This window comes from Actinomycetaceae bacterium MB13-C1-2, from assembly GCA_035621235.1.
Lineage (GTDB): Bacteria > Actinomycetota > Actinomycetes > Actinomycetales > Actinomycetaceae > Scrofimicrobium.
Map to the genome: position 1 here is coordinate 73,410 of CP141731.1, position 26,185 is coordinate 99,594.

Here is a 26,185-nt window from a genome sequence, read left to right on the forward strand (position 1 = left end):
CTATTCTCCCTTGTTCTCAGGGTCCTCAGGCGTTGACGAGGAGTTTCTACTCGCTCGGTCCATCAACTGAGCCCACGACAAAGTATGTCCGGAACGCTCACGTTTCTTCTGTTCTAGTGCGTCATCGAGGGATATCTTTGGGATCTGACCGGTCTTCGTCGAGAACCGTCTCTCTCCGACCACCAGGGTGTCGACTCCCCTCATTTCGGCCTCACGCAGTGCGCGCCGGGTTGGGAAGCTCAGTCCTGCACTGAGCGACGAGAGGTTGATCATGCCAGAATCAGTTGAGACCGTCTCCTCGACCCCGGGTTCCGACTGCTCGATTGGGCGCTCTTCTGCGTCGGGGCCGGGTTCAGCGGTCTCTGCCGCAATGGAATCGCCCTCAATCAGAGCCGCTTCGGCGTCTTCATCCTCGTACGAGGACTCCGGAGACGGCATACTCCCCTCGACAGCGTCCTCAGTCTTTGGTCGAGTAACATCCTCAACCGCCGAAGTCTGCCGGGTCGGCGAGGACTCTTCAGCCGCGGCAACTTCGTCGGGCGAGAGTACTTCCTCGGTTTCCAAGGTCTCTTCGGCCACCGAAATATCCCCCTCGGTCGGCCCTTCATCGTGCGGGGCGAGTTCGCCACTCTCGAGGGTATCCCAGGTCGGTGAGAACTCTTTGGCCGCAGACACTTCATCGGGGGCAGGAGATTCCTCGGTTTCCAAGGTCTCCTCGGCCACCGAGATATCCTTGGCTCCCCCCGGAAGCTCGTTGGGTACGACCTCTTCGCTCGGTTCCATTTCTAGGGTGGCTTCCGAAGCCGCTCCGCCCTCAACCGAGCTTGCCTGGCCCGCAACTGCTTCCACCGGGACTTCATCTCCTGCTTTGGCGGGAGCCACAAGCGTAGGGGTGGAAGCCTCAGTTCGAAGCGATGACTTGTTCCGCGTACGCCAGAGCGCAATAAGCGCGCCGAGAGCTAGCACCACAAGGACCCCGGTCAACGGGAAGGCAATCATTGCAAGAACGTTTGGACGCGGAGTATCCCAGGTGAGCTTTAGCGTCGGCGCTGGCCCGGTGCCATCGGTCGCTGCTAGCAGTACCTGATCAAGCTCGTCACCCGAGAGAGTCATCGAGACGGCACCATTGCCATACTTGAGTGCTGTCCACATATCCGAGTTAATGGGGTTCTCAGCGGCAACGCCTTCTTCCCCGGATTGCTGAACTTCATCGGCACTGGCAGATTGGTCTTCAGACTGAGGTCCCTCGCTCCCGTCGTGCGCCACGGTCTTGAGGGTGTCGATGCTCTCCAGCCCAACGACTTCGTCGTAGGAGTCGTTTGTAAGCCATGCACCCACATCGTCGGGATCACCGAGCGCGATCCAAATGGTTTTACCCTCCGGTGCCGTGGCCTCGACCCGAACGCTCGCGGAATCCTGATACGGCTCGTAAAGCCTCAGCAGACCGGCCCGGGTCGCTATGAACGGTTGCGTCGTGTCACGTTCGGCCGCGACCTCTTGCGCTGGCTTCCACACCGTAATCGAAAGGATTCCAATCGCCAACGCAATCAGCGCAAGGGCGCCAAGAACGATGGGTAGTGTGTAGCGCTTGAGTTTCTCCACGCGCTTCCTCCTACTTGTCTGCCATGGGGCGTATTCGTCAAGTAACACTTCAGACTATTCGTATTTCACGTGGCTTTCCACGGATTCAAGTCACAATAGAGCTCTTTAGTCACAGTATTCACAGCGTATTCTCAGAAAGTATGACCGTATCGGGCTCCAAGAGCGAGATCAGCTAACTCGGTCGAAGTCCTCTTCTCCAGCACTCAGTATGCCAGTGTCGTCTCGCCTGGACTCCCACCTCGGTCCCAAATCTAGCCTCTTCCGGCCATGCGACCACATGTTCCACCCCGGGTCCAACCTGGTGTAGACATCCTGGGCACGTGTACGTTTTGGATGACGGCCCGACCTGCTGAACCTGATAGCTGTTCCCGTCCGGACCAACTTCGCTGAGAGCGATGCCCCGCAGAGCTGCCTGGTTCAGCGGCCTGTGCATTGGCCCAAGCCTCCGGGATCGCGAGCGTTTTCCCACTAGTCGATCAGCTCTCCTCCACGAACCACCCGAAGAACGTCCAGGTTGCCGGAGCCCAAAACAACGAGATCTGCGCGTTTACCCGGCGCCAGTTCGCCTCGGTCAGTCAGCCCCAGAATTCTCGCTCCTTGTACCGTACCCAGATACACGGCATCCACGAGCGAGATATGGCTCTTCAGCACTGCGGTTCTCACGCAGTCAAGCAACCTGGCGGTTCCACCCGCGATTGCACCCCCCTCGGCGAGACGAGCCACACCTCCTTCAACCCTGACCGCCTGGGGCCCCAAAACATAGTCACCATCGGGCATTCCCGCCGCGGCCATGGCATCAGTAACAAAAACAGCGTTATCACGACCCACCAGTTCCAAAACCTGGTGTACCAATAGAGGATCGAGATGGGTGCCGTCATTGATCATCTCAACGACTACTTCGCCTCGTTCTGCCGCCGCCAAGAAAACCGATATGGGACCCGGATCTCGATGGTGCAAGGGTCGCATCCCATTGAACAGATGAGTCACGGTTGCTCGCCCGCCCCGAGTTGGGGTCGTCTTGTCACCAATGAACTCTCGCCCTGTTCTCACAGCGATCTCTGCGGTCTGTATCCCCGAGTCGGTGTGCCCCCACGATGGCAGGATGTCTCCAGCGACAAGCGTCCCTAGCGCCTCCTGTCCGACCGTTCCGGCAACCCGCTCCGGCGCAATGGTCATTGAAACGGCCTTGCCCTTGGCGGCCGCCACTAGTCGGCGCGCAACGTCCGGGGTTGCCGGGATTAAGTATCGAGGATCCTGTGCCCCGCACCTAGCCTCTGAGAGGAATGGACCCTCGAAATGAATCCCCTCAATGATGCCCATTACAACCGCTTCCGCTAGCAGCGCGGCCCTCTGTTCGAGGATCTCGACGGGAGCGGTAACAAGCGATGCGATCAAAGTGGTGGTCCCGTTTCTGAGATGCTCTCCCGCTGCCGTCTTGATCTGCTCAAGATCGGTAGAATCTGGGAACGAAGCCCCACCACCGCCGTGGCAATGTACGTCAATTAGGCCCGGGATTATTATCGCCCCATCAGGCAAATCTTCACTCGATACGCCGGATAGTTCGTCGGGGATTGCAGCGGCGGGTCCAACCCAAATGATTCGATCGCTCTCGGTTATTACGACCCCGTCAGCGATCTCTTCATCCGGAAGTACCACCAAACCGCGCCACTCTCGCCGCGTATCGCCCATCAGAACAGCCTCTCTTCAGCGTTATCCATACCGCGCATCGCGGCATAGTCCAACACCAAACACTCTATGCCTCGATCTTCCGCGAGCACACGGGCTTGAGGCGCTATCTCTTGGGCGGCGAAGACACCCCGAATATTCTTGTAGCGCGACTCTCTCCCCAATAGCTCCAAATAGCGCGTCAGTTGCTCGACTCCATCTATTCCCCCACGCCGCTTTACCTCGATCGCAACGGGCCGCTTTTCGGGGTCGTAAACAACCAGGTCAACTGGACCGATGGGAGTCGGGTGCTCCCGTCGTAACAGAGTCCATCCCGATCCCAAGATCGATTCGACCTGTTCGGCAAGCAACTGCTGCAGGTGAGCTTCGACGCCATCCTTTTGCAGTCCGGGGTCCTCTCCCAGCTCTTCGCTAATGTCAGCCATCTTCTCAAAAATACGGATAACGAGGGAGCCGTCCACTTTGGTTGGCTCAACCTTCCACACCTCAGCTACTCCGGCTTCAATGTCGGAGTCAAGAGGCTCCATTTCGGTCAATCTACAGGGCGCGCTCATCCAGTTGAGCGGCTTATATGATCCGCCGTCGGAATGAACTAGAACGGATCCATCGGCCTTAATCATTAAGACCCGCTTTGCCCGGGGCAAGTGAGCATCGAGTCTTCCCGAGTAGTCAACTGAGCAGTCCGCAATTAGAAGCCGCACACCGATCCTTCCCTGTATCTTCTGCTACTGACCGTACTCTCAGGTCTATTCCGATTCATCCCGGCAATACTCTGCGGCCGGTGGTCAGGTGCCTGGGGGACTCGAGTCAATCCATGCGATGAGCCCAGCCGCATCACCAGATCTAAGAGCAAAGCTAACTGAATCTGTTGGAGTCTTGAGCGTTACAACCACCAGACTGCTCTGATACCACTGCTCAGGGCTGTCAACCACGTCGATGTGTCTGCGAGCCAAAAGGACGCTAGGCGCGGAAGACAGACCTATCCTTCGCCGCCACGAAAGATTCGAACTACCGTACTCAGCAATACCCCGAACCCATCGACCCTTCACCAGTAGAAAGGCGGGAAAACTCCCAGATCTGGCGTTCAGAACTGTCATGCGAATCAGAACCACCAGAAGCACGACCAGTACAACCACCGCAATAGGGCCGATGTACAGCACTATATGGCTCGGCTGATCCATCGCTCTCCCGTCGTGATAACAAGAGGATGCCAAGCTACTGCTCTAGCATCCCTCCCTCGACCACAACCGTCACAAAATCTGCATCAACAGAGGCAAAGCCCGCTTCAACCTCTACTTTGATGTCCTCACCATCACCGCGCTGGATCTCTACCGTTCCAGGGCTAAGTACCGCGAGTACCGGTTGTCTGCCGCTAAGAATACCCAAACGACCATCAATAGCAGGAATCGAGACATAGTCGGCTTCTCCGGACCACAGTGGCCCGGAGAGTCCAACAACCTCGACTCGAAGCCTGTCGTTACTCATGCCGACTTCTCTAGCTCATGCCACTTACGCTCGAGATCCTCGATTCCACCAATGTTGAAGAAGGCTTGCTCCGGCACCTGGTCGTAGTATCCTTCAGCGATCCTCTTGAAGGCCTCAATGGTCTCCGACAGGGGAACGGTGGAGCCGGGAACACCCGTGAACTTCTCAGCCATGTAGGTGTTCTGGGAGAGGAACTGCTCGATTCGCCTGGCGCGGGCCACCGTGACTTTGTCTTCTTCGGAGAGCTCATCGACGCCCAGGATTGCGATAATGTCCTGGAGTTCTTTGTTCTTCTGGAGAATCGACTTCACGTGAGTTGCGACGTCGTAGTGCTCCTGCCCAACCACCTTCGGGTCCAAAAGACGCGAGGTCGATGTCAGTGGGTCAATCGCTGGGTATAGTCCGCGAGATGCGATATCACGATTCAACTCCGTGACAGCATCCAAGTGCGCGAACGTCGTGGCCGGAGCCGGGTCTGTGTAGTCATCTGCCGGGACGTAGATGGCCTGAATCGAGGTAATCGAGTTACCGCCAGCAGTCGTGATACGTTCCTGCAACAGACCCATCTCGTCAGCAAGGTTTGGCTGGTAGCCAACGGCTGACGGCATCCGTCCAAGAAGGGTCGAAACCTCAGAACCAGCCTGGGTGAACCGGAATATGTTATCGATGAACAAAAGTACGTCCTGGTTTTGGACGTCGCGGAAGTACTCGGCCATCGTCAGGCCTGTGAGTGCAACGCGAAGTCGGGTCCCTGGCGGCTCATCCATCTGACCGAAGACCAAGGCCGTCTTGTCGAAGACCCCGGCCTCCTCCATCTCGTGGATTAGGTCGTTGCCTTCGCGAGTACGTTCGCCAACACCAGCAAACACGGAAACACCACCGTGGTCCTGGGCGACTCGCTGAATCATCTCTTGAATCAAAACTGTCTTGCCGGTACCAGCGCCTCCGAACAGGCCGATCTTTCCGCCGAGCACGTAGGGAGTAAGCAGGTCGATCGACTTGATGCCGGTTTCGAACATCTTTTCCTGGCCCTGAAGCTTGTCAAAGCTTGGGGGTTCGCGATGGATTGGCCAGGTCTCCTCGACCTTCAGGGTCTCACCCTTTTCCAGGTTCAGGCACTCGCCGGTGACGTTAAAGACGTGTCCTTTAGTGACGTCACCAACGGGGACAACAATGGGGCCACCCGTGTCGCTCACTCGCGCGCCACGAACCAAACCGTCAGTAGGCTTAAGCGCGATGGCGCGAACCATGTTGTCGCCGAGGTGCTGCTCAACCTCCATCGTCAGGGTTGTTAGTCCCTCTCCCTCGCCCTGTCCGCGCATGTCGATTTCCACGGTGAGCGCGTTGAACTGCGCGGGAATCGCGTCCGGTGGGAACTCAATGTCGACCACGGGACCAACCACGCGGGCAACTCGACCCTCGGCGGTCTTCGTTTCTTCTGTAGCCATCTCTGTCTCTCTTCGTGTTCCCCGGTTGATAAAAGCTATTAGCCTTGTGCTGCAAGCGCGTCCGCGCCCGAGACGATCTCACTAATTTCCTGAGTGATCTCTGCCTGACGTGCCTGATTGGCAAGACGCGTGTAGTCGTTTATTAGTTCCCCGGCATTCTCGGTGGCGGTGTGCATCGCCTGTTGCCTTGATGCCAGCTCCGAGGCGGCGGCTTGGAGCATCGCGTTGCCGATTCTGTTGCTTACGTATAGGGGAAGCAGGGTATCGAGGACCGTGTTTACATCCGGGATGAACTCGTACTCTGGGTATCCGGTACCGTCCGGGCCAAACCCCAGTTCCCCGGCTTCCTCGTCTTCATCATGAGGGGCGTCGACAACGGTAAGCGGGAGCATCTGGCGGATCTCTGGGACCTGCTGAACCATTGACTTGAATCGGGTGAAGACCAGTTCTACCACTCCAACTCCAACCCGGGGGTCGGGGTTGAGGAAGTACTCAAGCAGTGTGCTTCCCACCTCGTGCATCATCTCATCGGACGGGTTATCCGATGATCCTTCCCAGGATCGCTCAATCGGCAGCCCGCGGAACCGGAAGAACTGCTCCGCACGACGACCGGAGGTGAAGAGGACAGGCTCTTTTCCCTGCTCTATCAACTCTTCCATCAGATGCTCAGTTGCGCGAAGAACGTTTGCCGAGTAGGCACCAGCTAGGCCTCGATCGGACGCAATCACAAGGATTGCTACGCGATTCGTATCCTCACGCTCTTCGGTCAGAGGGTGGTCAATGTCGGAGTGAACCGCGACGGCCGCGACCGCTTTCGTGAGCGCGTGCGTATAAGAATCCCCCTGGGTCGCACGAACCCGCGCACGACTAATCCGAGAAGCAGCGATCATCTCCATTGCACGGAACACTTTTTCTAGTGTCTGTGTGGAGCGGATCTTCTGCTTATAGATCCTCTGCTGACCACTCATCGCAACTACCCCTTGGAACCCTTGCGGCGACGTACGATCTGTTCTTGGGTGCGGTCCGCATCGGAGTCTTCGGACTCGTCAGATTCGGTGTCTGCGATAACGAAGGTCTGGTGGAAGGTCTCAACGTCCTTCTTCAGGTCAGCTTCAGTCTCATCATCCAGTTGTCCGGTTTCAGCGATCTTCTTTAGGACATCAGAATGAGCGCGCAGGTGATCGAGCAACCCGTCCTGGAATGGAAGCACCTGAGAAAGTTCAAGATCATCAAGGTAACCATTGGTTCCGGCCCAGATCACCGCAACCTGTTCCTCGACCTTCATCGGCTTGTTCTGCGACTGCTTCAGAAGTTGCATCAAGCGCTCGCCGCGGGTTAGCTGTTGGCGAGTCACCGCGTCTAAGTCGGAGGCGAACATCGCGAAAGAGGCCATCGCCCGGTATTGAGCGAGGGTGATCTTCAGGGTTCCAGCCACCTTCTTCATGGCCTTGATCTGTGCATCACCGCCAACGCGGGAGACCGAGATACCGACATCAACCGCCGGACGCTGGTTGGCGTTGAACAGATCGGACTGAAGGAATATCTGACCATCAGTAATCGAGATGACGTTTGTCGGAATGTACGCCGAAACGTCATTAGCCTTGGTCTCAATGATCGGCAAACCCGTCATCGAACCACCGCCGAGCTCATCATTCAGCTTGGCACAGCGCTCAAGTAGACGAGAGTGCAGGTAGAAAACATCACCGGGGTATGCCTCGCGCCCGGGCGGACGACGAAGTAGAAGTGAGACTGCGCGGTAGGCCTCCGCCTGCTTTGATAGGTCATCAAAGACGATCAGGACGTGCTTACCGTCGTACATCCAGTGCTGACCAATCGCAGAGCCGGTGTAGGGGGCGAGGTACTTGAAACCTGCCGGGTCCGATGCGGGCGAAGCCACGATAGTCGTGTACTCCATCGCACCGTGATCTTCGAGCTGCTTCTTCACAGAAGCAATCGTTGAGGCCTTTTGACCGATACCGACATAGATGCACCGGACCTGCTTCTTCGGATCACCGCTATCCCAGTTCTCGCGCTGATTGATAATGGTGTCAAGCGCGATAGCGGTCTTACCCGTCTGCCGATCGCCAATGATCAACTGGCGCTGTCCGCGCCCAATCGGGATCATCGAGTCAATCGCCTTGAGCCCGGTCTGCATTGGCTCATGGACACTACGGCGCGACATCACGCCGGGAGCCTGTAGTTCGAGGGCGCGGCGCCCATCGAGGTCCGTAATCTCGCCCAGACCGTCAATCGGCTTCCCAAGGGGGTCAACGACGCGACCCAGATACCCGTCACCAACCGGGACCGAAAGCACTTCACCCGTACGGCGTACCTCCTGCCCCTCTTCGATTCCGGAGTACTCACCGAGGACGACAGTGCCAATCTCACGGGGATCGAGGTTCATGGCCAAACCGAGCGTTCCATCCTCGAACTGAAGAAGCTCGTTGGCCATCGCTCCCGGCAGCCCTTCGACTTTGGCAATACCGTCCGCAGTCTCGGTAACATGCCCGATTTCTTCTACCGCAACCTCTGCAGGGGCAAAGGACTCAATGTATGAGTCGAGTGCCTCACGGATCTGCTCCGGACGAATCCCTAGATCAGCCATCACGCTTTCCTAATCGCCTTAGTTTTGTTCAAAAGTCTCTGTCTTGCTCTAACGCTCAGCGAGTTAGAACTGACCTCGCCGCTATGAGGTCTCTACGAACCGTCGTGTCTACCGATTCATCCCCGGCATCGAGTCTGAAGCCGCCAAGCAGGCTAGGCTCAACCACCGTTGCCAGTTGCACTGCCGAGTTCCACCTGAAAGAGGCGAGGCGGGCAAGCCTGTAATACTGCTCTTCGGTCAGAGATTTGGCGGTATAGGCAACTACCAGTTGTTTGCCGGTCGCAGCCGCCGCTCTGTCTGCGTAGCTCCGAAGAGTCTGAAGAAGCTGACCGTACGGGGTCGAGAACGCTGCGCGTGAGAGCAGCCTCTCAGTAACCTTGGATACATGGCCACTGAACACCCGTCGGGCCAGCGCTGCGCGAGCCCTTGGGTCGCCGTCACCAACGTCCGAAAGCTGCACACGAAAATCTCGGTTGTTTGCGATTAGCGCCTGTGCATCTATCAGTTCCTGGCAAAGATCATCGTACTTATCGTCGTTTATTGCAGCGAGGATATGCGCGTCAAGCCCCAGGTCGGCCAGTGCCGCTGAGTACTCAGCCGGCACAGACCAGTGATCCGCGACCAGCGCACTCATGACCTCAAAGGCCGCGGACGAGGTGGAGGAACGAAAAACATTCTCTACCAGCGTCTGTTTGTCCTCGGTCGTTCGCGAGGGATCCGTCAGGGCCAAAAGCAACGATGAGTTGGCATTTAGCAGATCGGCGGCACCAAAAAGGTCCTCGCCTATCTCTTTACCATCGGCACCACTGTTGACGGCCTTCACGATCATCTCGTAAGCCGTCTCATAGGTGCTTCGCTGCATGTGGCTCATTACGCACCGACCTTCGGACTGTCCGACTTGGCGTCTTTTAGGTCGTTCTCTAGTTCATCCATGAAGCGGTCAATCACACGAGCCGAAAGCGCCTGATCCTTCAACTGTTCACCGACAATGCGCTCCGCGAGTTCAGTGGCCAGTTCACCGACGTCCGCTCGAAGCGAGACAAACGCAGCCTGACGTTCTGCCTCAATCTGCCGCTTTGAGGTGTCGGCAATGCGGGCCGCCTCGGCACTCGCTTGCATTCGCGCCTCCGCGACAATTCTCTTGGCATCCTCGTTCGCATCTTCGCGAATGCTCCGCGCATTCTCGGCAGCTTCCCGAAGCAGATCTTCACGTTCACGCTTCGCCAGGGCTGCGTCTTCTTGAGCGCGGCTCGCTGCACTAAGTCCCTCGTCGATCAGTTCTCTACGCTCGTCGATCATGGCGTAGATCTTGGGCAGCGCCCAACCGATGACCAGCCAGATCACCAGAGCCGCAACAGCTGCCCAGAAGATCTCGTACAGAGGCGGAATCAGAACTTCCATTCCGCGAACATCCGCCTCTGAGGCTGCAGGAAGTAGAACAGAGCGAATCATCAGATAATGAAGGTCAGGATAAAGCCGAACAGGGCTAGCGCCTCAACCAGTGACGCACCGATGATCATGTTCGTGAACAGGCGTCCCGCTACCTCGGGCTGACGTGCGGTAGCTTCCTGGGTCTTGCCAACCAACATGCCAATGCCAAGGGCAGGGCCGAGTGTGGCCAGGCCGTAGCCCAGGAGGGTAATAGAACCGGTCATTTCGCGTTCCTTCTTTTATTTGTTGGGTTCAGTGGGATTCCACGGACATCTTGATATAAACGGCCGTGAGGATAGTGAAAACGTACGCTTGAAGTGCAGCTACAAATATCTCGAACAACGTCGCGACGATCGAGGCTCCAAAAGTCAGTATTGCCAACGGCTTCATGAACATTGTCGCCAACAGCAGTGTCTGCGTCCCAAAGTAGCTGAGAGCAAGCAGCATGTGCCCAGCCATCATGTTAGCCAGAAGACGAATCGCCAGAGTGAGCGGGCGAATTACAAAAGTAGAAATGAACTCGATAGGAGTTAGCAGGATATACAGCGGCCAGGGCACTCCCGGAGGAAACAGTTGCTCTCGAAGAAACCTGGCGCCTCCACGGGCCTTGATGCCAGCAACAATAAAGGTCACGTAAGCAACCACGGCGAAGGTAATCGGCACCGCAACGACGGAAGAAGCCGCGATGTCTATTCCGGGGATGATTCCCGTCAGGTTCATTCCCAAAACACCAAAGAACACGAAACCCAAAATCGTCGAGTATCGCTTCCCGCGGCTAGTTCCCAACAGCTCAACGCCGATGCTGTCGCGGACAAATCCCGCCAGGAACTCCATAATCCACTGCGTCCGACCCGGACGCATTTTGAGGTTCCTCGCGATGAGGTAGAAGACGATTACTAGGGTCACGGCAACCAACAGGCGAGCGATCACGAGGCGGCTCATCTGGAACGGAGTGCCCTCGAACAGCACCGGTTCCGGGAAGAAGTCACCCAATCCGGGCTGATGAACCACATACTGTGGATCTCTCGCGGGCGAAAGGAGACCCGGAACAAAGGTGATTGCGATGACGGCGAGCAGTACACCTAGTCCGACCCACCACCATGTGGGTTTCGGAGCTTTCTTACCCGCCCGATTCTGGTTCTCTTTAGACAGGGTGCTTGAGGTTTCGACCTCACTAACAGCCAGCGCGCTGGAAGACAGGGGGCACCTCCGTCGAATGTCCGGTGTCAAATCTTCAAAGTCAAAACGTGGCCGTCAGAACCGGAGAAACTGGGGCCTTGTACCACTTCGGGACCTCATTATGTTAGCAGTATCTAGGACATTGGTCAGGCGAATGTATTCCCATCATCGGACTTTCGTCCCGGGATCATAAAAGCCCAGAGCTGAACAATCATTCCGACCAGGACGGCAGCGGCCGCCATCAACGCAACCAGCTTAACGTCCAGAACATCAAGGTTTCGCGCCGCTATCAGGCCAGCTGCAACCAGAGCAATCTTGACCACGTAGTCGAGTGCAATCGGTCCGACCGAGAGGCTCTCGGTCTTTGCTGCAACCCGGGTCGTGGCGAGACTCACGCCAAACATGGCGAGCGCAACTACCAGTCCGACCAAGACTGAAGGCCAGGGATGGGACGGCAGAAATAGACCTAGTAGAGTCGCCGCCGCAATGAATCCAATCGAAGTCCAGAAAAGCCCACTAGTCAGTCGACGCAGACTGCGAGAGACACGCAAACCCTGACTCACTGTTTGTCCTCGTTCTTTGTTTGTGAGTGCTCATGTTCTGAGCGCATTAGCGGATACCAGACACCGAGACCGGCACGGGAAATAACCTCCACACCGTCGTCAATAGCGACCTTGCCACCGGGAGTTCCGGTTCCCCTTACTCCGGCTTTGCGCCTGCGGTGGCCCGGAAACTGGTACGCGGTGGCTATGATCGTCCCGACCAAGAACGGTAATGCCCAGAGCAAAACTTCGTTCGTCGGAAGAATAAGTGCCAGGATCGCAACGGTGCATACCAGGGCGGTCCAGGCGTACATTATCAGGACTACGCCTCGATGTGAGTGTCCCTGCACCAGCAACCTGTCATGAAGGTGGGTACGGTCAGCTGTAACAGGACTCTTTCCATGGAGCATTCGCAGTGCCGGAGTAATCACCAAATCGGCAAGCGGAATGATCAGTACCGCCATCGGAATAATCAGCGGCATCCACGTTGCCGCCGCCGAATCGTCGGTGAGCAACATGGGATTCACCTGTCCCGTAACAATGATGGCTGCCGAGCCCAGGACTAGGCCAAGAACCATTGCCCCCGAATCACCCATGAAGATCGAGGCCGGATGGAAGTTGAACCAAAGGAATGCCATGCAGGCTCCCGCTAGCGCTATCGTCACGATGGCGGCGCCGGTGACGTACGTAGGCTCCCCCATTAGGCGCTGCAGGATATAGGAATAGGCAAAGAATCCCAGCGAACCGATTGCGATCACGCCCGAAGCCAGCCCATCAAGTCCGTCAACGAAATTCACCGCGTTCATTATCGCCACAAGAATAAGGGCCGAGATCAGGATCGAGAGGCGTGAGGAGCCGATAGTGACCCCGAACAGCGGAATGTTAATCAATTGGACACCGGCGGTTGCCATTCCGCCAGCAACCAAGAACTGACCGGCCAGCTTGGTCATCCAGTCCAGTTCCCATATGTCGTCCACTGCGCCAAGTAGACAGATTGCCACCGATCCGACAAGCACGGCCCACAGCGCAGGAGATGCCGAGTAAACCGGCTTGAAATAGGGGATCGAATAACCGACCAGAATCGTCAGAGTAATCCCGCCCGTCAACGCAATCCCGCCCAGCCTGGGGATTGGAGTTGCGTGTACGTCGCGCTCGCGCAATGGGGTTAGAACGTTGAACCCCAGGGCAATTCGCCTGACCACTGGCGTGAGTACGAGGGTTGCCGCCGTTGAGATAAGTAGCAGCAACAGGTAAAGTCTCACTCCCTCACCCCCTCCTCGCTACCGCCCTCAGCTGGTCTAAGCCTACGGTGCCTTCGCGCAGTACCCGTATCTCTCCACCTGTAACATCCGCGATTGTCGAAGGAACTCCGATTCGGGAGGGACCCCCATCAACGTATACAGCTACTTCATCACCGAAGATTTCGCGTGCCCGAAACACAGATTCTGCGGGAGCCTGGCCGCTTCGATTGGCTGAGGTCACCGCAAGCGGTCCCGCAACTCTCAGCAACTCGAGGGCGACCGGATGATCGGGCATCCGCAGCGCAACCGTGTCACCTTTCTGCGACATGTCCCAGCCGAAATCACGCGCCGCCTTGACCACCAAAGTAAGCGCCCCGGGCCAGAACTTCCGCGCAATTCGTAGGGCCGCTTCGCGGGCCGTCTCGGAGTCAAAGCATCCCAGTTCAAGCAGTGATTCCACTGAGGGAACCAGCACTGGCGGCGGCATCGCCTCGTCCCTGCCCTTGGCCAACAAAAGTGCGGTGACAGCACGTGAACTCCACGGACTGCTCCCGATTCCATACACGGTATCGGTTGGAAGAACCACGAGTTCTCCCCCCTCGACTGCTTCCCGAAAACTACTCCTCAGCCGGGAACTCACGTAATCCATCACTCACGATCCTCCAGGATGTCGGCCCCTTTCGTTGCGACCAAGAACCTCGGTCGTCCAGCCAGGTCGTACCGGGTCGAAGTGATGGTGAAGCCCACCGACAGCGCGTGTTCACAAAGAGAATGACCCTGTCGCTCCCCGTGCTCCATGACCAGCGTTCCGTCCCTTTTCAGCAACTCAAAAGCGCGACCGATGATGCCACGCGGGATAACGAGTCCGTCCTCTCCCCCACCGTAGAGGGCCATCTCAGGATCGGCCAACGCTTCTGGTTGGGTTGGTCTGTCCGCCAGCCCAACGTACGGAGGGTTAGAAACCACTAGATCCAGCGTGCCATCGAGCTCAGGTAGAGCATCGAGCGCGTCTGCGAGCACGGTGATCACCCTGTCATCCCCAACCTCGATCGATTTCACGTTCCGTTTCAGATACGACATCGCCTCCGGCGAACGCTCGACTAACCACACCTTGGACGAGGGAAGCTCAACCGCGAGCGCCAAACCAATCGCGCCTGAGCCCGCGCATAGGTCTGCAATCCGAGGCCTATTCGTGGCTACTTCCTCTTTTGCCAGATCGACAAGCATCTCGGTCTCAGGTCTGGTTGCAAAGACTCCTTTTCCGGCAAGCAGGGACAGTTCGCGGAACTGCATCTGTCCAGTTATGTGCTGCAACGGCACACGAGCGCGTCGCTGTGCAATGGCACTGCGATAGTTCTCTGCGGCGCGTATCCCCATTTGCTGGGGGGCGAGGATTAACGACTCGTGTCCCGTCGTCCACTTGAGCAACCATTCGGCTTCAACCGGTGGGAGTCCCGCTCTGCCTAGTTGCTTCCTCCCCCACGCCAAAAGGACCGGAAGCGCGATCGTCGCGTCTGTGCCGCGCTGAGGTCGAACAGTAATGGGTTCCTCATTAATCTTACCCGCATCCACTACCGTCCTCCTCTCGCTATCACTCCTTGCCAGGGCCTCAGTTGACGTCGCCCTGAAGGCGAGCGGCTTCGTCTGCCTCGATTGCAGACTGAATTACCGGGTCAAGGCTTCCTTCTAGGACTTGGTCAAGGTTGTAAGCCTTGTATCCGGTGCGGTGGTCAGCAATCCGGTTCTCTGGAAAATTGTAAGTTCGGATTCTTTCTGAGCGGTCAACGGTTCTCACCTGGGACTGACGCTGAGCAGAGGCTTCAGCCTCACGCTGCGCACGCGCTTCGGCCACCAAGCGAGAATGCAATATTCTCATCGCTGCTTCGCGGTTCTGAATCTGAGACTTCTCATTCTGCATTGAGACGACGATCCCCGTAGGAATGTGGGTGATACGAACGGCAGAGTCAGTCGTGTTGACGGATTGACCTCCCGGACCCGACGAGCGGTAAACGTCGATCCTCAAATCGTTCGGGTCGATTTCAACGTCATCATCCACTTCAACCTCGGGCATTACAAAGACGCCCGCAGCCGAAGTGTGGACTCGCCCCTGCGACTCGGTTACGGGGATTCTTTGAACCCGGTGAACCCCTCCCTCGTACTTGAGATGAGCCCAAACTCCCTCTTCGGGTGTTGGGTTACCCTTGGCACGCATCGCCAGAGTGATCTCCTTGAGTCCTCCAAGACCGGTGTAGGTGGTTGATAGTTCCGTGGTGGTCCAGCCCTTAGTGGTCGCATAGCGCTCATACATCCGAGCCAAGTCAGCGGCGAACAGTGCCGATTCTTCGCCTCCTTCGCCCGCCTTAACTTCAAGAATCACGTCACAAGCATCATCGGGATCACGCGGTGCAAGAACAGCCACCAGCTGGTGATATGTCTCTTCGCGAGAGATCTCAAGAGAGTCGACCTCACTGGCGAAGTCGGGGTCATCGACCGCAAGTTCTCGCGCAGCTTCGAGGTCTTCTTCAATCCGGCCCAGCGCATTAGCCAGTTTCACTACCCGTCCCAGTTCCGCGTAACGGCGCCCAACCTTGCGAGCTCGTGCCTGATCTGAGTGCAGGTTCGGATCCGCCAGCTCTCGTTCGAGTTGTGCGTACTCCTCAATAAGCGGGGTTACCGCCTCCAGTCCACCCGGGGCTGCCATTTTTCCTCCGTCGTTCGCTTCCAGTAATAAATGCAAATGGGCACCGACGAACTGTTCGTCGGTGCCCATTTGAGAAAGCTACTTAGCGGCTGGTTTCTTTCCGTAGCGCGCTTCGAAGCGGGCCACGCGGCCGCCCGAGTCCAGAATCTTCTGCTTACCGGTGTAGAACGGGTGGCATTCAGAGCACACATCAACGCGCATTTGGCCGCTGGTGATGGTGGACTTGGTGGTGAACTCGTTGCCACAGGTGCATGTCACCACTGTGTCAACGTACTCAGGGTGGATTCCCTGCTTCATTTTGGTCTCCTATTTTCTCGGTGCTCCGGGTCCGCAGGCAAGTGTCCTAACGGTGAACCGGAACCAGCGATTAAGTTTGGCACTCTGACGCGTCGGATGCTAGTCCACCGTGCCCAAAAAAGCAGTGAGATCATGCACCCGCAGCGGCAATAAAACAGCTATTCGGCTGTGGTTCTTTGTACCTGCATCAAGAACTCGGCATTTTGCTGTGTGTCCTTAAGCCTTCCAAGAACCGACTCAAGTGCGGCCTGCTGATCCAGGTTTCCAAGGACTCTACGCAGCTTCCACATAATCGCCAGTTCTTCCGGCTTGAAAAGCATCTCTTCACGGCGGGTACCGGAAGCGTTGATATCAATGGCCGGGAAAATACGGCGGTCCGCAAGAGAACGCGAGAGGCGCAGCTCCATGTTGCCGGTGCCCTTGAACTCCTCAAAGATGACCTCGTCCATCTTAGATCCGGTCTCGACCAGGGCCGAGGCGATAATGGTCAACGATCCACCCTCACGCAGGTTGCGCGCAGCACCGAAGAACTTCTTTGGCGGGTAGAGGGCTGCCGCATCGACGCCACCGGACAGGATACGTCCCGAGGCCGGAGCCGCCAGGTTGTACGCCCGTGAGAGGCGGGTTATCGAGTCAAGAAGGACGACCACATCCTGACCCAGTTCAACCAGGCGCTTAGCCCGCTCAATAGCCAGTTCAGCAACGATTGTGTGGTCCGAGGCAGGACGATCAAAGGTCGAGGCAATAACCTCACCCTTAACGATCGAGCGCATGTCCGTGACTTCTTCTGGACGTTCGTCAACCAGGACCACCATCAGGTGGACGTCGGGGTTATTGATCTCGATCGCCTTGGCGATCTGCTGAATGATCATTGTCTTACCGGCCTTCGGTGGCGAGACAATGAGGCCGCGCTGTCCCTTACCAATCGGGGCAACCAGGTCAATCATTCGGGGGGTGATTGCCTTGGGTGATGTCTCAAGGCGCAGTTGTTCTTTCGGGTACTCGGGAGTGAGCTTTGCAAACTCACGCCTTTGCGCCGCCTGCTCAAGAGTCATCCCGTTGATCGAGTCAACCTTGACGAGCGCATTGTATTTCTGCTGCTGACGGCGCTGTTCGCCCTCACGCATCTGACGTACATACCCGACGACCGCGTCCCCTGGGCGTAGGCCCCAGCGGCGAACGTTGCCGAGCGTCACATACACGTCACTATCACCGGGAAGGTAGCCGGAGGTACGAACAAACGCGTGGTTGTTCTGGACATCAACGATGCCGGCAATTGGAACTAAAGAATCCTCGTCTGTGATCTCGGGTTCCGAGTCTCGCTGCTGACCGCGCTGGTTACCGTTTTGTTGGCCACCACTCTGGGGCGCACGGTCGCGACCGCGCCCGCGACGGCGTTGGCCTCGATCACGTCTGTTGCGTGACCGGCCCGGCTCACCGCCCTCCGGCAGCTCAATCTCAGCCAGCTCGGTTGCCGATCCTGACTCGCGGCTTTCTGGGCGGCTCTTCCGCGCGGCCTTCAGTTCTTCGACCACTGCATCAAGAGCTTCTTGCTTTGGTTCACCTAGATCTTGCTTCGAGTCTTGTTCTAGCTCTTGCTTTGGCTTTGTCTCTTTAGAAGCTCCGCCATCTTCGCTTGCCGCGCGTCCTTTCTTGCTGGCAGCACCGCGCCTCTTATCATCATTTGGCTTCTCAGCCCCCGCCGGAGCGGTGCTCGCGCTGGATTTTTTCGAAGATGAGTTATTAGTGGTATCGCCGACAGAGAGGGCGTTTACCAGTTCCGATTTACGCATGCGCGAAGTGCCTTTGAGGCCACGTTCGCTTGCCATGGCCTGTAGGTCGGCAAGCTTGAGCTTTCCCAGGTCTGAAGCGCTCTTGGAACCCGATGAGTTTTCCATATTGTGATTGGGTCCTAACTTAGGTGTCCGATACACCCGCAGGGTGGTCACCGCTTAAGTGGATTGACGGATTAGTACGTCGTACAGAGAGACTATTGAGTCTCACGACTTGACCAAAGACTTGAACTGGATTCTGTATGGATCCACGCGCCTTTACCGATCCGTCGAATGAACTATATCAGGCAGAGGGTGCCGGAGCATCGTAAAGATCGATCTAACTATCCGTCGTGCGTCAGATTTCACAGCGTCGACGTCATAGACTCAAGTCGTCAAAGCCCCACTAACGGTGAGACCAAGCGGTAGCTGGCTCCAACCCGACTGCACCGCCGCATCGCCGATCGCTTCCGGCACCGACCCATAACAAATGACGCTGGGACCCGATCCGCACACAAATGCCGGTATCTGCTGATCTCGGAACCAGGTAACTAACGACGTGGAGGCCGGTGAACGTACCGACAGTTGCTCTGCCCTCATCGCGTTCTCAGTCGCATCCATGAGAACTCCGGGGGTGATCGCAGTTGTTCCGGCCAGCAGGCCGAGTTGAAGGGCAAGGCTCGCAGCGCTGCGCTGTGCCTGGGAATAGCGGATAGCCCGCGGCTCAGCATCCTGATCTGAACGCTCATCCAAGGTAAAGCTGGGAACGAACGCGGTTATTTCTAGGCCCGAGTTTGGGTCCACCGGCAGGTTCCGAAGGTGCTCGGAACCCACTCGTAGGGCTGCGCCTCCACCCAGTGAAACCATTGCCCTGAGTCGATCCGCTCCTAATTTCTCGGCGAAGTCCAGCAGGAACTCTTCGTCTAGAGCATCGGGCGAGCCCAGCATCCGTGTTGCCGCCACTAAACCCGCGATGACCTCAGCCTCAAACGAGCCCAGTCCACTACCACGCAAAATCTTCGATCGAAATGCGAGATGCACGCCAACCTGTGGAGCACCAACATGGTCCAGCAGGGATCGAAGAGCTACTACGGTTGGATGCCGCGTCGGATCCGGGGCCTTCGCACCAAGGCCGAGGCCACTGACCTGAGCCGCTCCAGCCACCGCACGAACATTGACATGATCCGCAGGGATGATTGCTGCAGCAAGAATCGAGTACCCCGTGCCGAATCCGACGATGCTCCCGGGTACGACGATGTCGGTGCGATCTGCAGTCAGTTTCACGCTCACCCCCACTTGCTCTGATCCGATGCTAGTGTCCCACCCTCGAAATTCGTGATTGCCAGGCCGAAAACCTTGCGACACCAGCCAGTAACACATGCAGTAGCCACGGACCTGGACTACGGTGAAAGTATGCAAAGCCTAGAAACGGACTTTGAGTTTGAGCGTCGGTTCTTCGTCGAGGAAATACCGACGAGACTTCTTGAAGGCACTCGCCCCGATCTGATCGTGCAGACATACTTTCTCGCCGATGAAGGCTACGCGCTTCGAGTCCGTCTCCAGGCGACCGGACTCGACCTGGAAGTTCCAGAAGACATCAATGGGAAAGACGCTCTGGAACGATACATGGACAACTTTGATCTCTGCATCCTCGCTGTCAAGGGACCCTATGTCGGGGGCACCAGGTACGAAGCCGAACGGGTGCTCGATATCGGGGTTGGGGCGCAGATGTGTCTGCGGGGAGGAGACACTCTTGCGAAGCTGAGATACGGGCTATGGATGGGGCAGGACGGTTGGGTTATCGACCGCTTTCTAGGGCCGAACAAACCCCTGGTTATTGCCGAGTGTGAACGCACGGGACCAGTCATCGACCTTGAGATCCCCTCTTTCTGCGTCGAGGAGGTCAGCGGGGACGCCCGGTTCTCAAACGACGAACTGGTCGGGCGTCCGTTCTCCGAGTGGTCCGCGCAGTATAGGCGGCAACTTCAGATGAATCCGCCCCGGTTCGAGCACAGCTTCGGAACCAACCAACCGGCACCGGAATAGCAGCCGGGCCCCTACATCTGCTCCGGTGCCGTTACGCCGAGCAGATCCAAGCCGCTCCTAAGCACCTGCGAGGTCGCCTCATTCAGCCAAAGTCGCGCAGTGTGCGCATCGGTCACTTCCTCGTCCGCACGCGGAGTCACGCGACACTGTGAGTACCAAGCGTGGTACGTCGACGCGAGCGATTCCAGGTAACGGGCAATGCGGTGAACCTCACGCAGGTCGGCCGCTTGGGCGACAACCTCGGGGAACCGGGCCAGAGCGGCAATCAGTTCCTCGTCCGCAGGATGATCCAACTGGGACGGATCGTACGTCTCCCCCATGTGGACGCCGTGCTCTTCGGCATTGCGGGCGACGGAACGAGTGCGGGCGTGGGCGTACTGAACGTAGTAGACCGGATTTTCGTTCGAGCGGCTCGCAAGCAGATCGAGGTCAATTGTCAGCGGGGTGTCAGCCGAGACTCGTACCAGCGAGTACCGGGATGCATCAACTCCGACTGCATCAACCAGATCGTCCAGCGTGACGACGGTTCCAGCGCGCTTCGACATGCGAACTGGCTCCCCGTCACGAAGCAGAGAAACCAGCTGGCCGATAATGATCTGCATATTCTCGCCCGGAACGTCCCCAAACGCCGCACACACAGCCATCATTCGCCCGATGTAACCGTGATGGTCTGCGCCAAGCAGGTAGATAGCGTTGTCAGCCCCACGCAGACGCTTGTCGAGGTAGTAGGCGACATCGCCGGAAAGGTATGCAGCTTCGCCGTTCGACTTGATGAGGACACGATCTTTGTCGTCGCCGAAATCAGTTGAGCGTAGCCAGAGAGCTCCGTCTTTCTCGAAGACAACGTTCTTGTCTCGAAGCACGTCGATCGCTCTATCGACCGCGCCAGATTCGTGCAGCGACTCCTCGTGGAAGAAGACATCAAAATCAACCCGAAAGTCATGCAGCTTCTGTTTGATCTCATCGAACATGATCTCAACCCCGCCTGAGCGGAAAGCTTCCAGAGCCTCCGCGTCAGGCAGAGTCGCCGGGGCAGGAAGGCCCCCCTCGAGATTGACGTCGGTTACTTGCTGCGCGATCTCTTCGATGTACTGCCCGCCATAGCCGTCCTCGGGCACTTCCTCTCCACGAGCACGCGCCAACAGGGACTTTGCAAATTTATCGATCTGAGAACCATGGTCATTGAAGTAGTACTCGCGCACAACGCTCGCGCCAGAGGCGGCAAGAACTCGGGCGAGCGCATCGCCAAAGGCTGCCCAGCGCGCACCGCCCAGGTGAACGGGGCCGGTCGGGTTCGCAGAAACATATTCAAGGTTAATGGTCTGTCCAGCTAGGGACTCTCCGCGACCATAGTCGCCACCGTCCTCGATTATCTTCCCGACGATCTCACCGGCGGCGGCCGTGTCGAGTCGGATGTTTACGAAGCCCGGTCCGGCAATGTCGACTTCTTGGACACCGGGGTTCTCGCGCAGACGCTTTGCTAAAAGCTCAGCGAAGTCGCGGGGAGCCATTCCGGCCTTCTTCCCCAGTTGCATCGCGACGTTGGTGGACCAGTCACCGTGTTCGCGGACTCGCGGACGCTCGATGGTTACCTCTTCCGGAATCTGGGCGATATCGAGTTCGACTTCGCCCGTTTCCGCCATAGAAACGAGGATCATGCGTACCAGAGTTGAGAGTTCTTGAGGAGTCACAGGACGAGCCTATCGCCCAGACACCCCACTTCTATACACAGATCCCGCTTCGTGGTCGGACCCACAGGTCTCTGATCTGCGAGGTGCTAATGACGAGGGGTTTCGACATCCTTAGCTAAAGTGCCGAGTCGAATCGTTCGAAGGAAGCATAATGCCAACTATTCAAGCAGGTGACGCCAACCCCCGCCCCGACAATGATTGTCCTCCCTGGTGCGAGGGAAGGCACCGTGACCTCAACGGAAAGTTGCAGGGCAGCGATCGCACGCACGCGCTGAGCGCCGGATTGCAGCCTGTGATCGCCGGGGCGGTCACTTCAGGCGATCCGATGGAGGCCTACCCAACTGAGTTCGACGTGCTCCGTTACCAGGGGCATGGTGACAAAGAAGAGTGGGTCTTCATAGGTGACGATGACATCGGCTGGTGTGTGACTATCGAAAGCGCTTCCCGTATATATCGTGCCCTGGGCGCGGTTCTAGCGGGAGCGGATCCATATTGAACACCACTCCCATCTCTTTGGCGGGCGTGAAGATCGATCCAGAGTACGAGGGAAGAATGTCTTCCAGGTGAACCCCAAGCACGCGGCAGACAGCAAGAAGAGTGTAGAGCGTGGGATTCGTAGGAGTGTCGGGCGACTTCAGGCCTTTTTCGAGCCTTTGGTATGTGTGCCTTGACAGGCCAGCAGCGAACGCCACATGTTCCTGAGACAACCCCTTACTTTCGCGAACACGGGTTATGTTGTCTCCGAGTTCTCTAGTGAAACGCTCCCAGCCCTTTGTGTGTTCACGACCTGCCATGCAAGAACTATTGGGCCTGATGCGACCTGGTTTCGACCTCCTATATCACGCCACTTTAAAGCTACAGGTGCTCGACTGAGGTCGTCGGAATGCCATTTTGATGGTCACCGATGCGGTCAAGGTGTTTATCAAGACCGTAAGCGGATCGGCTATAGGCGGAGATATCCGGCAACAAAAGGCGCATTTGCCCAATACTTATCTGCACGTATCTCCACCTATAGCCATCGAAATTGTCGTGTTGTGATTGAGTTATCGATATGGATTAGGGCATGTAGTGATTGTTGCGTACGAGTATCGGCCGTCGGGGCTGACCGCGTCCGCATTCTGTTTTTCCTGGTAACCGGTATTGCCATAATCGTCAGACGTGTCAAGGTCTGCTCATCCTGATCAGTACGTTGAGCGTCCGACATCGCGACCTAACTCCCGCGCAAACGCCTCTATCGGTGAGGGACCGTGTTTCATCGCGTCTTACGCCGGTAGACAGTCGTGGCGATGGCATAGGCGGCGAGTAAGATACCGAAGCACCAAGCCAACGCGATCCAGATCTCACCTCCGACGGGCTTCCCCGTCAGCAGACTGCGGATCGTGTCGACGATCGCCGTGGCTGGCTGATGCTCCGCGAACGATCGCACCAGCCCCGGCATCGACTCTGTGGGCACGAACGCCGAACTCAGGAACGGGAGGAAAATCAGCGGGTATGAGAAAGCGCTCGCTCCGTCGCCCGAATTGGCCGTGAGTCCCGGGATCACCGCGATCCATGTCAGCGCAAGGGTGAACAGGATCAGTATGCCGGCGACCGCGAGCCATTCGAGCGGCCCGGCGCTCGATCGGAAACCCATCACCAGTGCGACACCCACGACCACTAGGAGCGAGACGAGGATCGCGACGAGCGAGGTAAGCACGTGCGCCCAGAGCACACTTGAACGCGCGATAGGCATCGAGCGGAACCGCTCAATGATTCCACCACTCATATCAAGGAAGAGCCGGTACGCGGTGTAAGAGATCCCCGAGGCGATCGTGATGAGCAGGATGCCGGGAAGTAGGTAGTTCACATATGACTCGTTACCGGCCCCGCTCCCAAGATCGACCGCTCCGCCGAAGACATAGACGAACAGCATCATCATTGCGACCGGCATGAGCGCCGTGGTGATGATGGTGTCGGGGCTGCGCAGTATGTGGCGCAGCGAGCGACCGGTGAGTACGGCGGTATCGCCGACGACATGGACGCTCATCCGAGCTTCCTTCCACTTTGGTTAGCGTTATCTGCCGCGACCACGGCAAGGAACACTTCCTCAAGCCCGGGCTGCTTCTCGACGTACTCGACCTTCGCCCGCGGGAGTAGCCTCTTGAGCTCGTCCAGGGTACCGTCGGCGATGATGCGGCCTTCGTGCAGGATTGCGATGCGATCGGCGAGTTTCTCTGCCTCCTCGAGATACTGTGTGGTTAACAGCACAGTTGTCCCACCCTCTACGAGGGTCTTGATCGCCTGCCACACCTCGATGCGCGCTTCGGGATCGAGGCCCGTAGTCGGCTCATCGAGGAAGATCACGGACGGCTCTCCGATCAGGCTCATGGCAATGTCGAGTCGACGGCGCATCCCGCCCGAGTACGTCGCAACCTTGCGATCGCCCGCGCCGATCAGCGAGAACCGTGTGAGCAGCTCGTCCGCGATCCCGCCGGGATCCGCTAGATGCCGCAGCTGCGCGATCATCATGAGGTTCTCCCGACCTGTGAGAATTCCATCTACGGCCGCAAACTGCCCGGTGAGGCTGATCGATTCTCGCACCTTCAGCGCCTGCGCGCCGACGTCAAAGCCAGCGACCATGGCGGTGCCCGCGTCAGCCTGCAACAGAGTAGCGAGGATCTTTACGACAGTCGTCTTACCAGCACCGTTTGACCCGAGTAAAGCGAAGATGGTCCCCCACTCCACCTCGAGATCGACACCCCGAAGAACATGAAGTTCCTTGTATGATTTCTCCACCCCTCTGAGGCGAATAGCCGCACCACGCTCGCTCATCACGGCACTCATTGCGCCTGTTCGAGATCCTGCTCCGCGATCGCCTTGTCGATCGTGGTGGAGAGTCGATCCTGCTCCCGCTCGACCCAACTCTTACCACCTCCGCGGTAGGTGTCGAGAAACGTCTCCATGAAATCGGCGGGGTTCTCGCCCACAAGTTCGCGGATCGGCAGTCCGTCAGCGGCGGCGCGCTCGAGTATCTCGGCGAGATCTTCGAACATCCTCACCAGCGTCGAGCCATCATCAACTGCGCCGAAGTTCATCGTGTATCGCTCAAGCCCCCTCGCTGCTTCCCGGTATCCAGGAGGCAGTTGCTTGATGCGGGCTTTGTAATCACGCCACTTCTTCTTGTCGGCAAAATCACCGACGATCAGTTCGATCGGGTTGCGCATGATCATTTTCCTTCCGTATAGAGCTGTTCCAGCCGTCCTGCGAGAAAACTCCACGTTCCCCAGAACTCGTCGAGATCGCGGTGCCCCTGCGCATTGAGCGTGTAGACCTTGCGGGGCGGCCCTTTCTCCGAGGGCACCTTCTCCACATCGACCAACCCTCTCTGCTCTATGCGCAGCAGCAGGGCATAGATCGTGCCCTCAGCGATGTCGGAGAATCCCTGCTCCCGCAACCGGGCAGTGATCTGGTACCCATAGGCTGGACTCGCAGCCAGGATCGCCAAGACGATCCCTTCCAGTGTGCCCTTGAGCATCTCAGTCATCTGACGACCCATAGCACCACCTCAACTATTCAGTGACATTGACTACCGGTACAAAGTAACACTGAATACCAGTAGATAGCAATAATGAATAGTGAGCTGACGGCTTCGAGCTTTCGGGACTCGCAGATCAGCTCAAGACTTCGCATAGCCTCCCAGGCCAGCTTCTGGCGATCAGGTCTCTCATACGATCCAACCCTCACCTCGGAATAACCACTCGACATCTGAGAGAGGTCCGAATCCCGCAGGGAGGATAGAGGGTTTTTAGGATAGAGAGCGAAGTTCTAAACCCGGCGTAGGCAGGTGACCATCCACAGTCTCAGGCCCAGAGAGTCAGTGAGTGCACACGAGAAATACTGGCTAGAACACCGGAATCTTGCCATGAACCCCGCGTGCTCGAACAGGTCTGCGGTGCCCCGTCTAAAATCCACCCGAACATGAGACGCAGGGTAGAGCAGCACGGCATCCTGATTCTTTGGGGGCCGTATAGAAGCAATACAGGATGCCAATTATTGGCAGGCCGCAGTTTGTAAAATCCGCGTAGTTTCAGGGGTGCGTTAATCACACACCCCTAAAAACAAGCCAAAGTGCACGGTGGTGGTGATTCACCACCACCGCGAGACACGCCCGATTTCTAGGTGCTTAGTTGTGGAGCCGGTGGAGCCAATACCCTGGTTTTCGGCGCTCGTGCGCGTAGGCGAGAATCACGACCCGTTCGGGTTCGACAATGTAGACGATGCGATACGGGTAGCCGCGACTGACCGGCTACGAATCACCGTTCCATCATCGACTGTAGTGAACGGTTGGCCTGCATCTGGCCACTTGGACATATCGCGCCTAGTTTGCTGGGCGCGATCAATGAGCTTGTGCCCGATACCTGGTTCCTACGCAACGTACCAGTAGACAGCATCATCGAACCCACTAATGGCTTCGGGATGC

The 26,185-nt window shown here is 57.4% G+C and carries 27 protein-coding genes; 2 read left to right on the top strand and 25 right to left on the bottom strand.

All coding sequences use genetic code 11. The annotated features are described in order from the left end of the window. From U6G28_00285 to U6G28_00380, 20 genes are all read right to left on the bottom strand, one after another. Positions 1-1,602 (bottom strand): hypothetical protein, encoded by a 1,602-nt coding sequence (locus U6G28_00285; GenBank protein WRS30167.1) that lies wholly within the window; start codon positions 1,600-1,602, stop codon positions 1-3. Positions 1,603-2,070: 468 nt separating this feature from the next. Further along, positions 2,071-3,291, bottom strand: a complete 1,221-nt coding sequence (locus U6G28_00290) for an amidohydrolase family protein (GenBank protein ID WRS30168.1) — start codon at positions 3,289-3,291, stop codon at positions 2,071-2,073. Further along, complete coding sequence (nucS, locus tag U6G28_00295) at positions 3,291-3,989, bottom strand: endonuclease NucS (GenBank protein WRS30169.1); 699 nt, start codon at positions 3,987-3,989, stop codon at positions 3,291-3,293. The genes U6G28_00290 and nucS overlap by 1 nt, the downstream gene beginning before the upstream one ends. A gap of 84 nt (positions 3,990-4,073) precedes the next feature. After that, complete coding sequence (locus tag U6G28_00300) at positions 4,074-4,469, bottom strand: DUF2550 family protein (GenBank protein ID WRS30170.1); 396 nt, start codon at positions 4,467-4,469, stop codon at positions 4,074-4,076. 34 nt (positions 4,470-4,503) lie between these two features. Beyond that, positions 4,504-4,773, bottom strand: coding sequence for a F0F1 ATP synthase subunit epsilon (locus tag U6G28_00305; GenBank protein WRS30171.1), 270 nt, complete (start codon positions 4,771-4,773; stop codon positions 4,504-4,506). Further along, on the bottom strand, positions 4,770-6,221 hold the full coding sequence (gene atpD, locus U6G28_00310; protein WRS30172.1) for a F0F1 ATP synthase subunit beta: 1,452 nt from the start codon (positions 6,219-6,221) through the stop codon (positions 4,770-4,772). The genes U6G28_00305 and atpD overlap by 4 nt, the downstream gene beginning before the upstream one ends. Before the next feature lie 38 nt (positions 6,222-6,259). Beyond that, positions 6,260-7,189, bottom strand: coding sequence for a F0F1 ATP synthase subunit gamma (locus U6G28_00315; GenBank protein WRS30173.1), 930 nt, complete (start codon positions 7,187-7,189; stop codon positions 6,260-6,262). A 5-nt stretch (positions 7,190-7,194) separates the two neighbouring features. Beyond that, positions 7,195-8,826: a F0F1 ATP synthase subunit alpha gene (gene atpA / locus U6G28_00320; protein ID WRS30174.1), complete on the bottom strand. Its 1,632-nt coding sequence runs from the start codon at positions 8,824-8,826 to the stop codon at positions 7,195-7,197. A gap of 55 nt (positions 8,827-8,881) precedes the next feature. Next, positions 8,882-9,697, bottom strand: a complete 816-nt coding sequence (locus U6G28_00325; protein WRS30175.1) for a F0F1 ATP synthase subunit delta — start codon at positions 9,695-9,697, stop codon at positions 8,882-8,884. Then, positions 9,697-10,278: a F0F1 ATP synthase subunit B gene (locus U6G28_00330; GenBank protein WRS30176.1), complete on the bottom strand. Its 582-nt coding sequence runs from the start codon at positions 10,276-10,278 to the stop codon at positions 9,697-9,699. Before U6G28_00330 ends, U6G28_00325 begins: the two co-directional genes overlap by 1 nt. Continuing rightward, positions 10,278-10,481 carry an ATP synthase F0 subunit C gene (atpE, locus tag U6G28_00335; GenBank protein WRS30177.1) on the bottom strand — a complete coding sequence of 68 codons (204 nt, stop codon included), beginning with the start codon at positions 10,479-10,481 and terminating at the stop codon, positions 10,278-10,280. Before atpE ends, U6G28_00330 begins: the two co-directional genes overlap by 1 nt. A 28-nt stretch (positions 10,482-10,509) precedes the next feature. Beyond that, the gene (atpB, locus tag U6G28_00340) at positions 10,510-11,487 is read right to left on the bottom strand and encodes a F0F1 ATP synthase subunit A (protein ID WRS30178.1); all 978 of its coding nucleotides are present in this window, start codon (positions 11,485-11,487) and stop codon (positions 10,510-10,512) included. Positions 11,488-11,582: 95 nt separating this feature from the next. Continuing rightward, the gene (locus U6G28_00345; protein ID WRS30179.1) at positions 11,583-11,999 is read right to left on the bottom strand and encodes a hypothetical protein; all 417 of its coding nucleotides are present in this window, start codon (positions 11,997-11,999) and stop codon (positions 11,583-11,585) included. Beyond that, positions 11,996-13,240 carry an MraY family glycosyltransferase gene (locus tag U6G28_00350; GenBank protein WRS30180.1) on the bottom strand — a complete coding sequence of 415 codons (1,245 nt, stop codon included), beginning with the start codon at positions 13,238-13,240 and terminating at the stop codon, positions 11,996-11,998. Before U6G28_00350 ends, U6G28_00345 begins: the two co-directional genes overlap by 4 nt. Positions 13,241-13,244: 4 nt before the next feature. Next, positions 13,245-13,868, bottom strand: coding sequence for an L-threonylcarbamoyladenylate synthase (locus U6G28_00355; protein WRS30181.1), 624 nt, complete (start codon positions 13,866-13,868; stop codon positions 13,245-13,247). Further along, the gene (gene prmC / locus U6G28_00360; protein WRS30182.1) at positions 13,868-14,791 is read right to left on the bottom strand and encodes a peptide chain release factor N(5)-glutamine methyltransferase; all 924 of its coding nucleotides are present in this window, start codon (positions 14,789-14,791) and stop codon (positions 13,868-13,870) included. The genes U6G28_00355 and prmC overlap by 1 nt, the downstream gene beginning before the upstream one ends. A gap of 37 nt (positions 14,792-14,828) precedes the next feature. Next, the gene (gene prfA, locus U6G28_00365; protein ID WRS31253.1) at positions 14,829-15,920 is read right to left on the bottom strand and encodes a peptide chain release factor 1; all 1,092 of its coding nucleotides are present in this window, start codon (positions 15,918-15,920) and stop codon (positions 14,829-14,831) included. Between the two features lie 78 nt (positions 15,921-15,998). Beyond that, complete coding sequence (gene rpmE, locus U6G28_00370; protein ID WRS30183.1) at positions 15,999-16,217, bottom strand: 50S ribosomal protein L31; 219 nt, start codon at positions 16,215-16,217, stop codon at positions 15,999-16,001. 158 nt (positions 16,218-16,375) lie between these two features. After that, positions 16,376-18,115, bottom strand: a complete 1,740-nt coding sequence (gene rho, locus U6G28_00375) for a transcription termination factor Rho (GenBank protein ID WRS30184.1) — start codon at positions 18,113-18,115, stop codon at positions 16,376-16,378. 261 nt (positions 18,116-18,376) lie between these two features. After that, on the bottom strand, positions 18,377-19,273 hold the full coding sequence (locus U6G28_00380) for a hypothetical protein (protein ID WRS30185.1): 897 nt from the start codon (positions 19,271-19,273) through the stop codon (positions 18,377-18,379). 129 nt (positions 19,274-19,402) lie between these two features. On the opposite strand from U6G28_00380, the gene U6G28_00385 reads away from it, so the two are divergent. Continuing rightward, complete coding sequence (locus U6G28_00385; GenBank protein WRS30186.1) at positions 19,403-20,035, top strand: adenylate cyclase; 633 nt, start codon at positions 19,403-19,405, stop codon at positions 20,033-20,035. Positions 20,036-20,046: 11 nt separating this feature from the next. Here the strand turns inward: U6G28_00385 and argS are convergent, their stop codons facing one another. Continuing rightward, the gene (gene argS, locus U6G28_00390; GenBank protein ID WRS30187.1) at positions 20,047-21,726 is read right to left on the bottom strand and encodes an arginine--tRNA ligase; all 1,680 of its coding nucleotides are present in this window, start codon (positions 21,724-21,726) and stop codon (positions 20,047-20,049) included. 151 nt (positions 21,727-21,877) lie between these two features. Here argS and U6G28_00395 point away from each other — a divergent pair, with 151 nt between their 5' ends. Next, complete coding sequence (locus tag U6G28_00395; protein ID WRS30188.1) at positions 21,878-22,222, top strand: hypothetical protein; 345 nt, start codon at positions 21,878-21,880, stop codon at positions 22,220-22,222. 756 nt (positions 22,223-22,978) lie between these two features. On the opposite strand, the gene U6G28_00400 is transcribed toward U6G28_00395, so the two are convergent. Genes U6G28_00400 through U6G28_00415 form a run of 4 tightly spaced genes read right to left on the bottom strand, consistent with a single transcriptional unit; the run spans position 22,979 to position 25,261 of the window. Beyond that, positions 22,979-23,752: an ABC transporter permease gene (locus U6G28_00400; protein WRS30189.1), complete on the bottom strand. Its 774-nt coding sequence runs from the start codon at positions 23,750-23,752 to the stop codon at positions 22,979-22,981. Beyond that, complete coding sequence (locus U6G28_00405; GenBank protein ID WRS30190.1) at positions 23,749-24,537, bottom strand: ATP-binding cassette domain-containing protein; 789 nt, start codon at positions 24,535-24,537, stop codon at positions 23,749-23,751. Before U6G28_00405 ends, U6G28_00400 begins: the two co-directional genes overlap by 4 nt. 8 nt (positions 24,538-24,545) lie before the next feature. After that, a complete protein-coding gene (locus U6G28_00410) occupies positions 24,546-24,929 on the bottom strand; it encodes a DUF1048 domain-containing protein (GenBank protein ID WRS30191.1) in 384 nt (127 codons plus the stop codon). Positions 24,930-24,931: 2 nt separating this feature from the next. Then, the gene (locus tag U6G28_00415) at positions 24,932-25,261 is read right to left on the bottom strand and encodes a PadR family transcriptional regulator (protein ID WRS30192.1); all 330 of its coding nucleotides are present in this window, start codon (positions 25,259-25,261) and stop codon (positions 24,932-24,934) included. Between the last annotated feature and the right edge of the window lie 924 nt (positions 25,262-26,185).

Coding starts and splice junctions, on each gene's coding strand:
- U6G28_00330 (WRS30176.1), bottom strand. CDS start 10,278: ATGATTCGCTCTGTTCTACTTCCTGCAGCCTCAGAGGCGGATGTTCGC.
- rho (WRS30184.1), bottom strand. CDS start 18,115: ATGGAAAACTCATCGGGTTCCAAGAGCGCTTCAGACCTGGGAAAGCTC.
- U6G28_00290 (WRS30168.1), bottom strand. CDS start 3,291: ATGGGCGATACGCGGCGAGAGTGGCGCGGTTTGGTGGTACTTCCGGAT.
- U6G28_00405 (WRS30190.1), bottom strand. CDS start 24,537: ATGAGCGAGCGTGGTGCGGCTATTCGCCTCAGAGGGGTGGAGAAATCA.
- U6G28_00355 (WRS30181.1), bottom strand. CDS start 13,868: ATGGATTACGTGAGTTCCCGGCTGAGGAGTAGTTTTCGGGAAGCAGTC.
- U6G28_00400 (WRS30189.1), bottom strand. CDS start 23,752: ATGAGCGTCCATGTCGTCGGCGATACCGCCGTACTCACCGGTCGCTCG.
- U6G28_00410 (WRS30191.1), bottom strand. CDS start 24,929: ATGCGCAACCCGATCGAACTGATCGTCGGTGATTTTGCCGACAAGAAG.
- U6G28_00325 (WRS30175.1), bottom strand. CDS start 9,697: ATGAGCCACATGCAGCGAAGCACCTATGAGACGGCTTACGAGATGATC.
- U6G28_00385 (WRS30186.1), top strand. CDS start 19,403: ATGCAAAGCCTAGAAACGGACTTTGAGTTTGAGCGTCGGTTCTTCGTC.
- atpD (WRS30172.1), bottom strand. CDS start 6,221: ATGGCTACAGAAGAAACGAAGACCGCCGAGGGTCGAGTTGCCCGCGTG.
- U6G28_00415 (WRS30192.1), bottom strand. CDS start 25,261: ATGGGTCGTCAGATGACTGAGATGCTCAAGGGCACACTGGAAGGGATC.
- prfA (WRS31253.1), bottom strand. CDS start 15,920: ATGGCAGCCCCGGGTGGACTGGAGGCGGTAACCCCGCTTATTGAGGAG.
- U6G28_00305 (WRS30171.1), bottom strand. CDS start 4,773: ATGAGTAACGACAGGCTTCGAGTCGAGGTTGTTGGACTCTCCGGGCCA.
- atpE (WRS30177.1), bottom strand. CDS start 10,481: ATGACCGGTTCTATTACCCTCCTGGGCTACGGCCTGGCCACACTCGGC.
- U6G28_00395 (WRS30188.1), top strand. CDS start 21,878: ATGCCAACTATTCAAGCAGGTGACGCCAACCCCCGCCCCGACAATGAT.
- U6G28_00300 (WRS30170.1), bottom strand. CDS start 4,469: ATGGATCAGCCGAGCCATATAGTGCTGTACATCGGCCCTATTGCGGTG.
- rpmE (WRS30183.1), bottom strand. CDS start 16,217: ATGAAGCAGGGAATCCACCCTGAGTACGTTGACACAGTGGTGACATGC.
- U6G28_00315 (WRS30173.1), bottom strand. CDS start 7,189: ATGAGTGGTCAGCAGAGGATCTATAAGCAGAAGATCCGCTCCACACAG.
- atpA (WRS30174.1), bottom strand. CDS start 8,826: ATGGCTGATCTAGGGATTCGTCCGGAGCAGATCCGTGAGGCACTCGAC.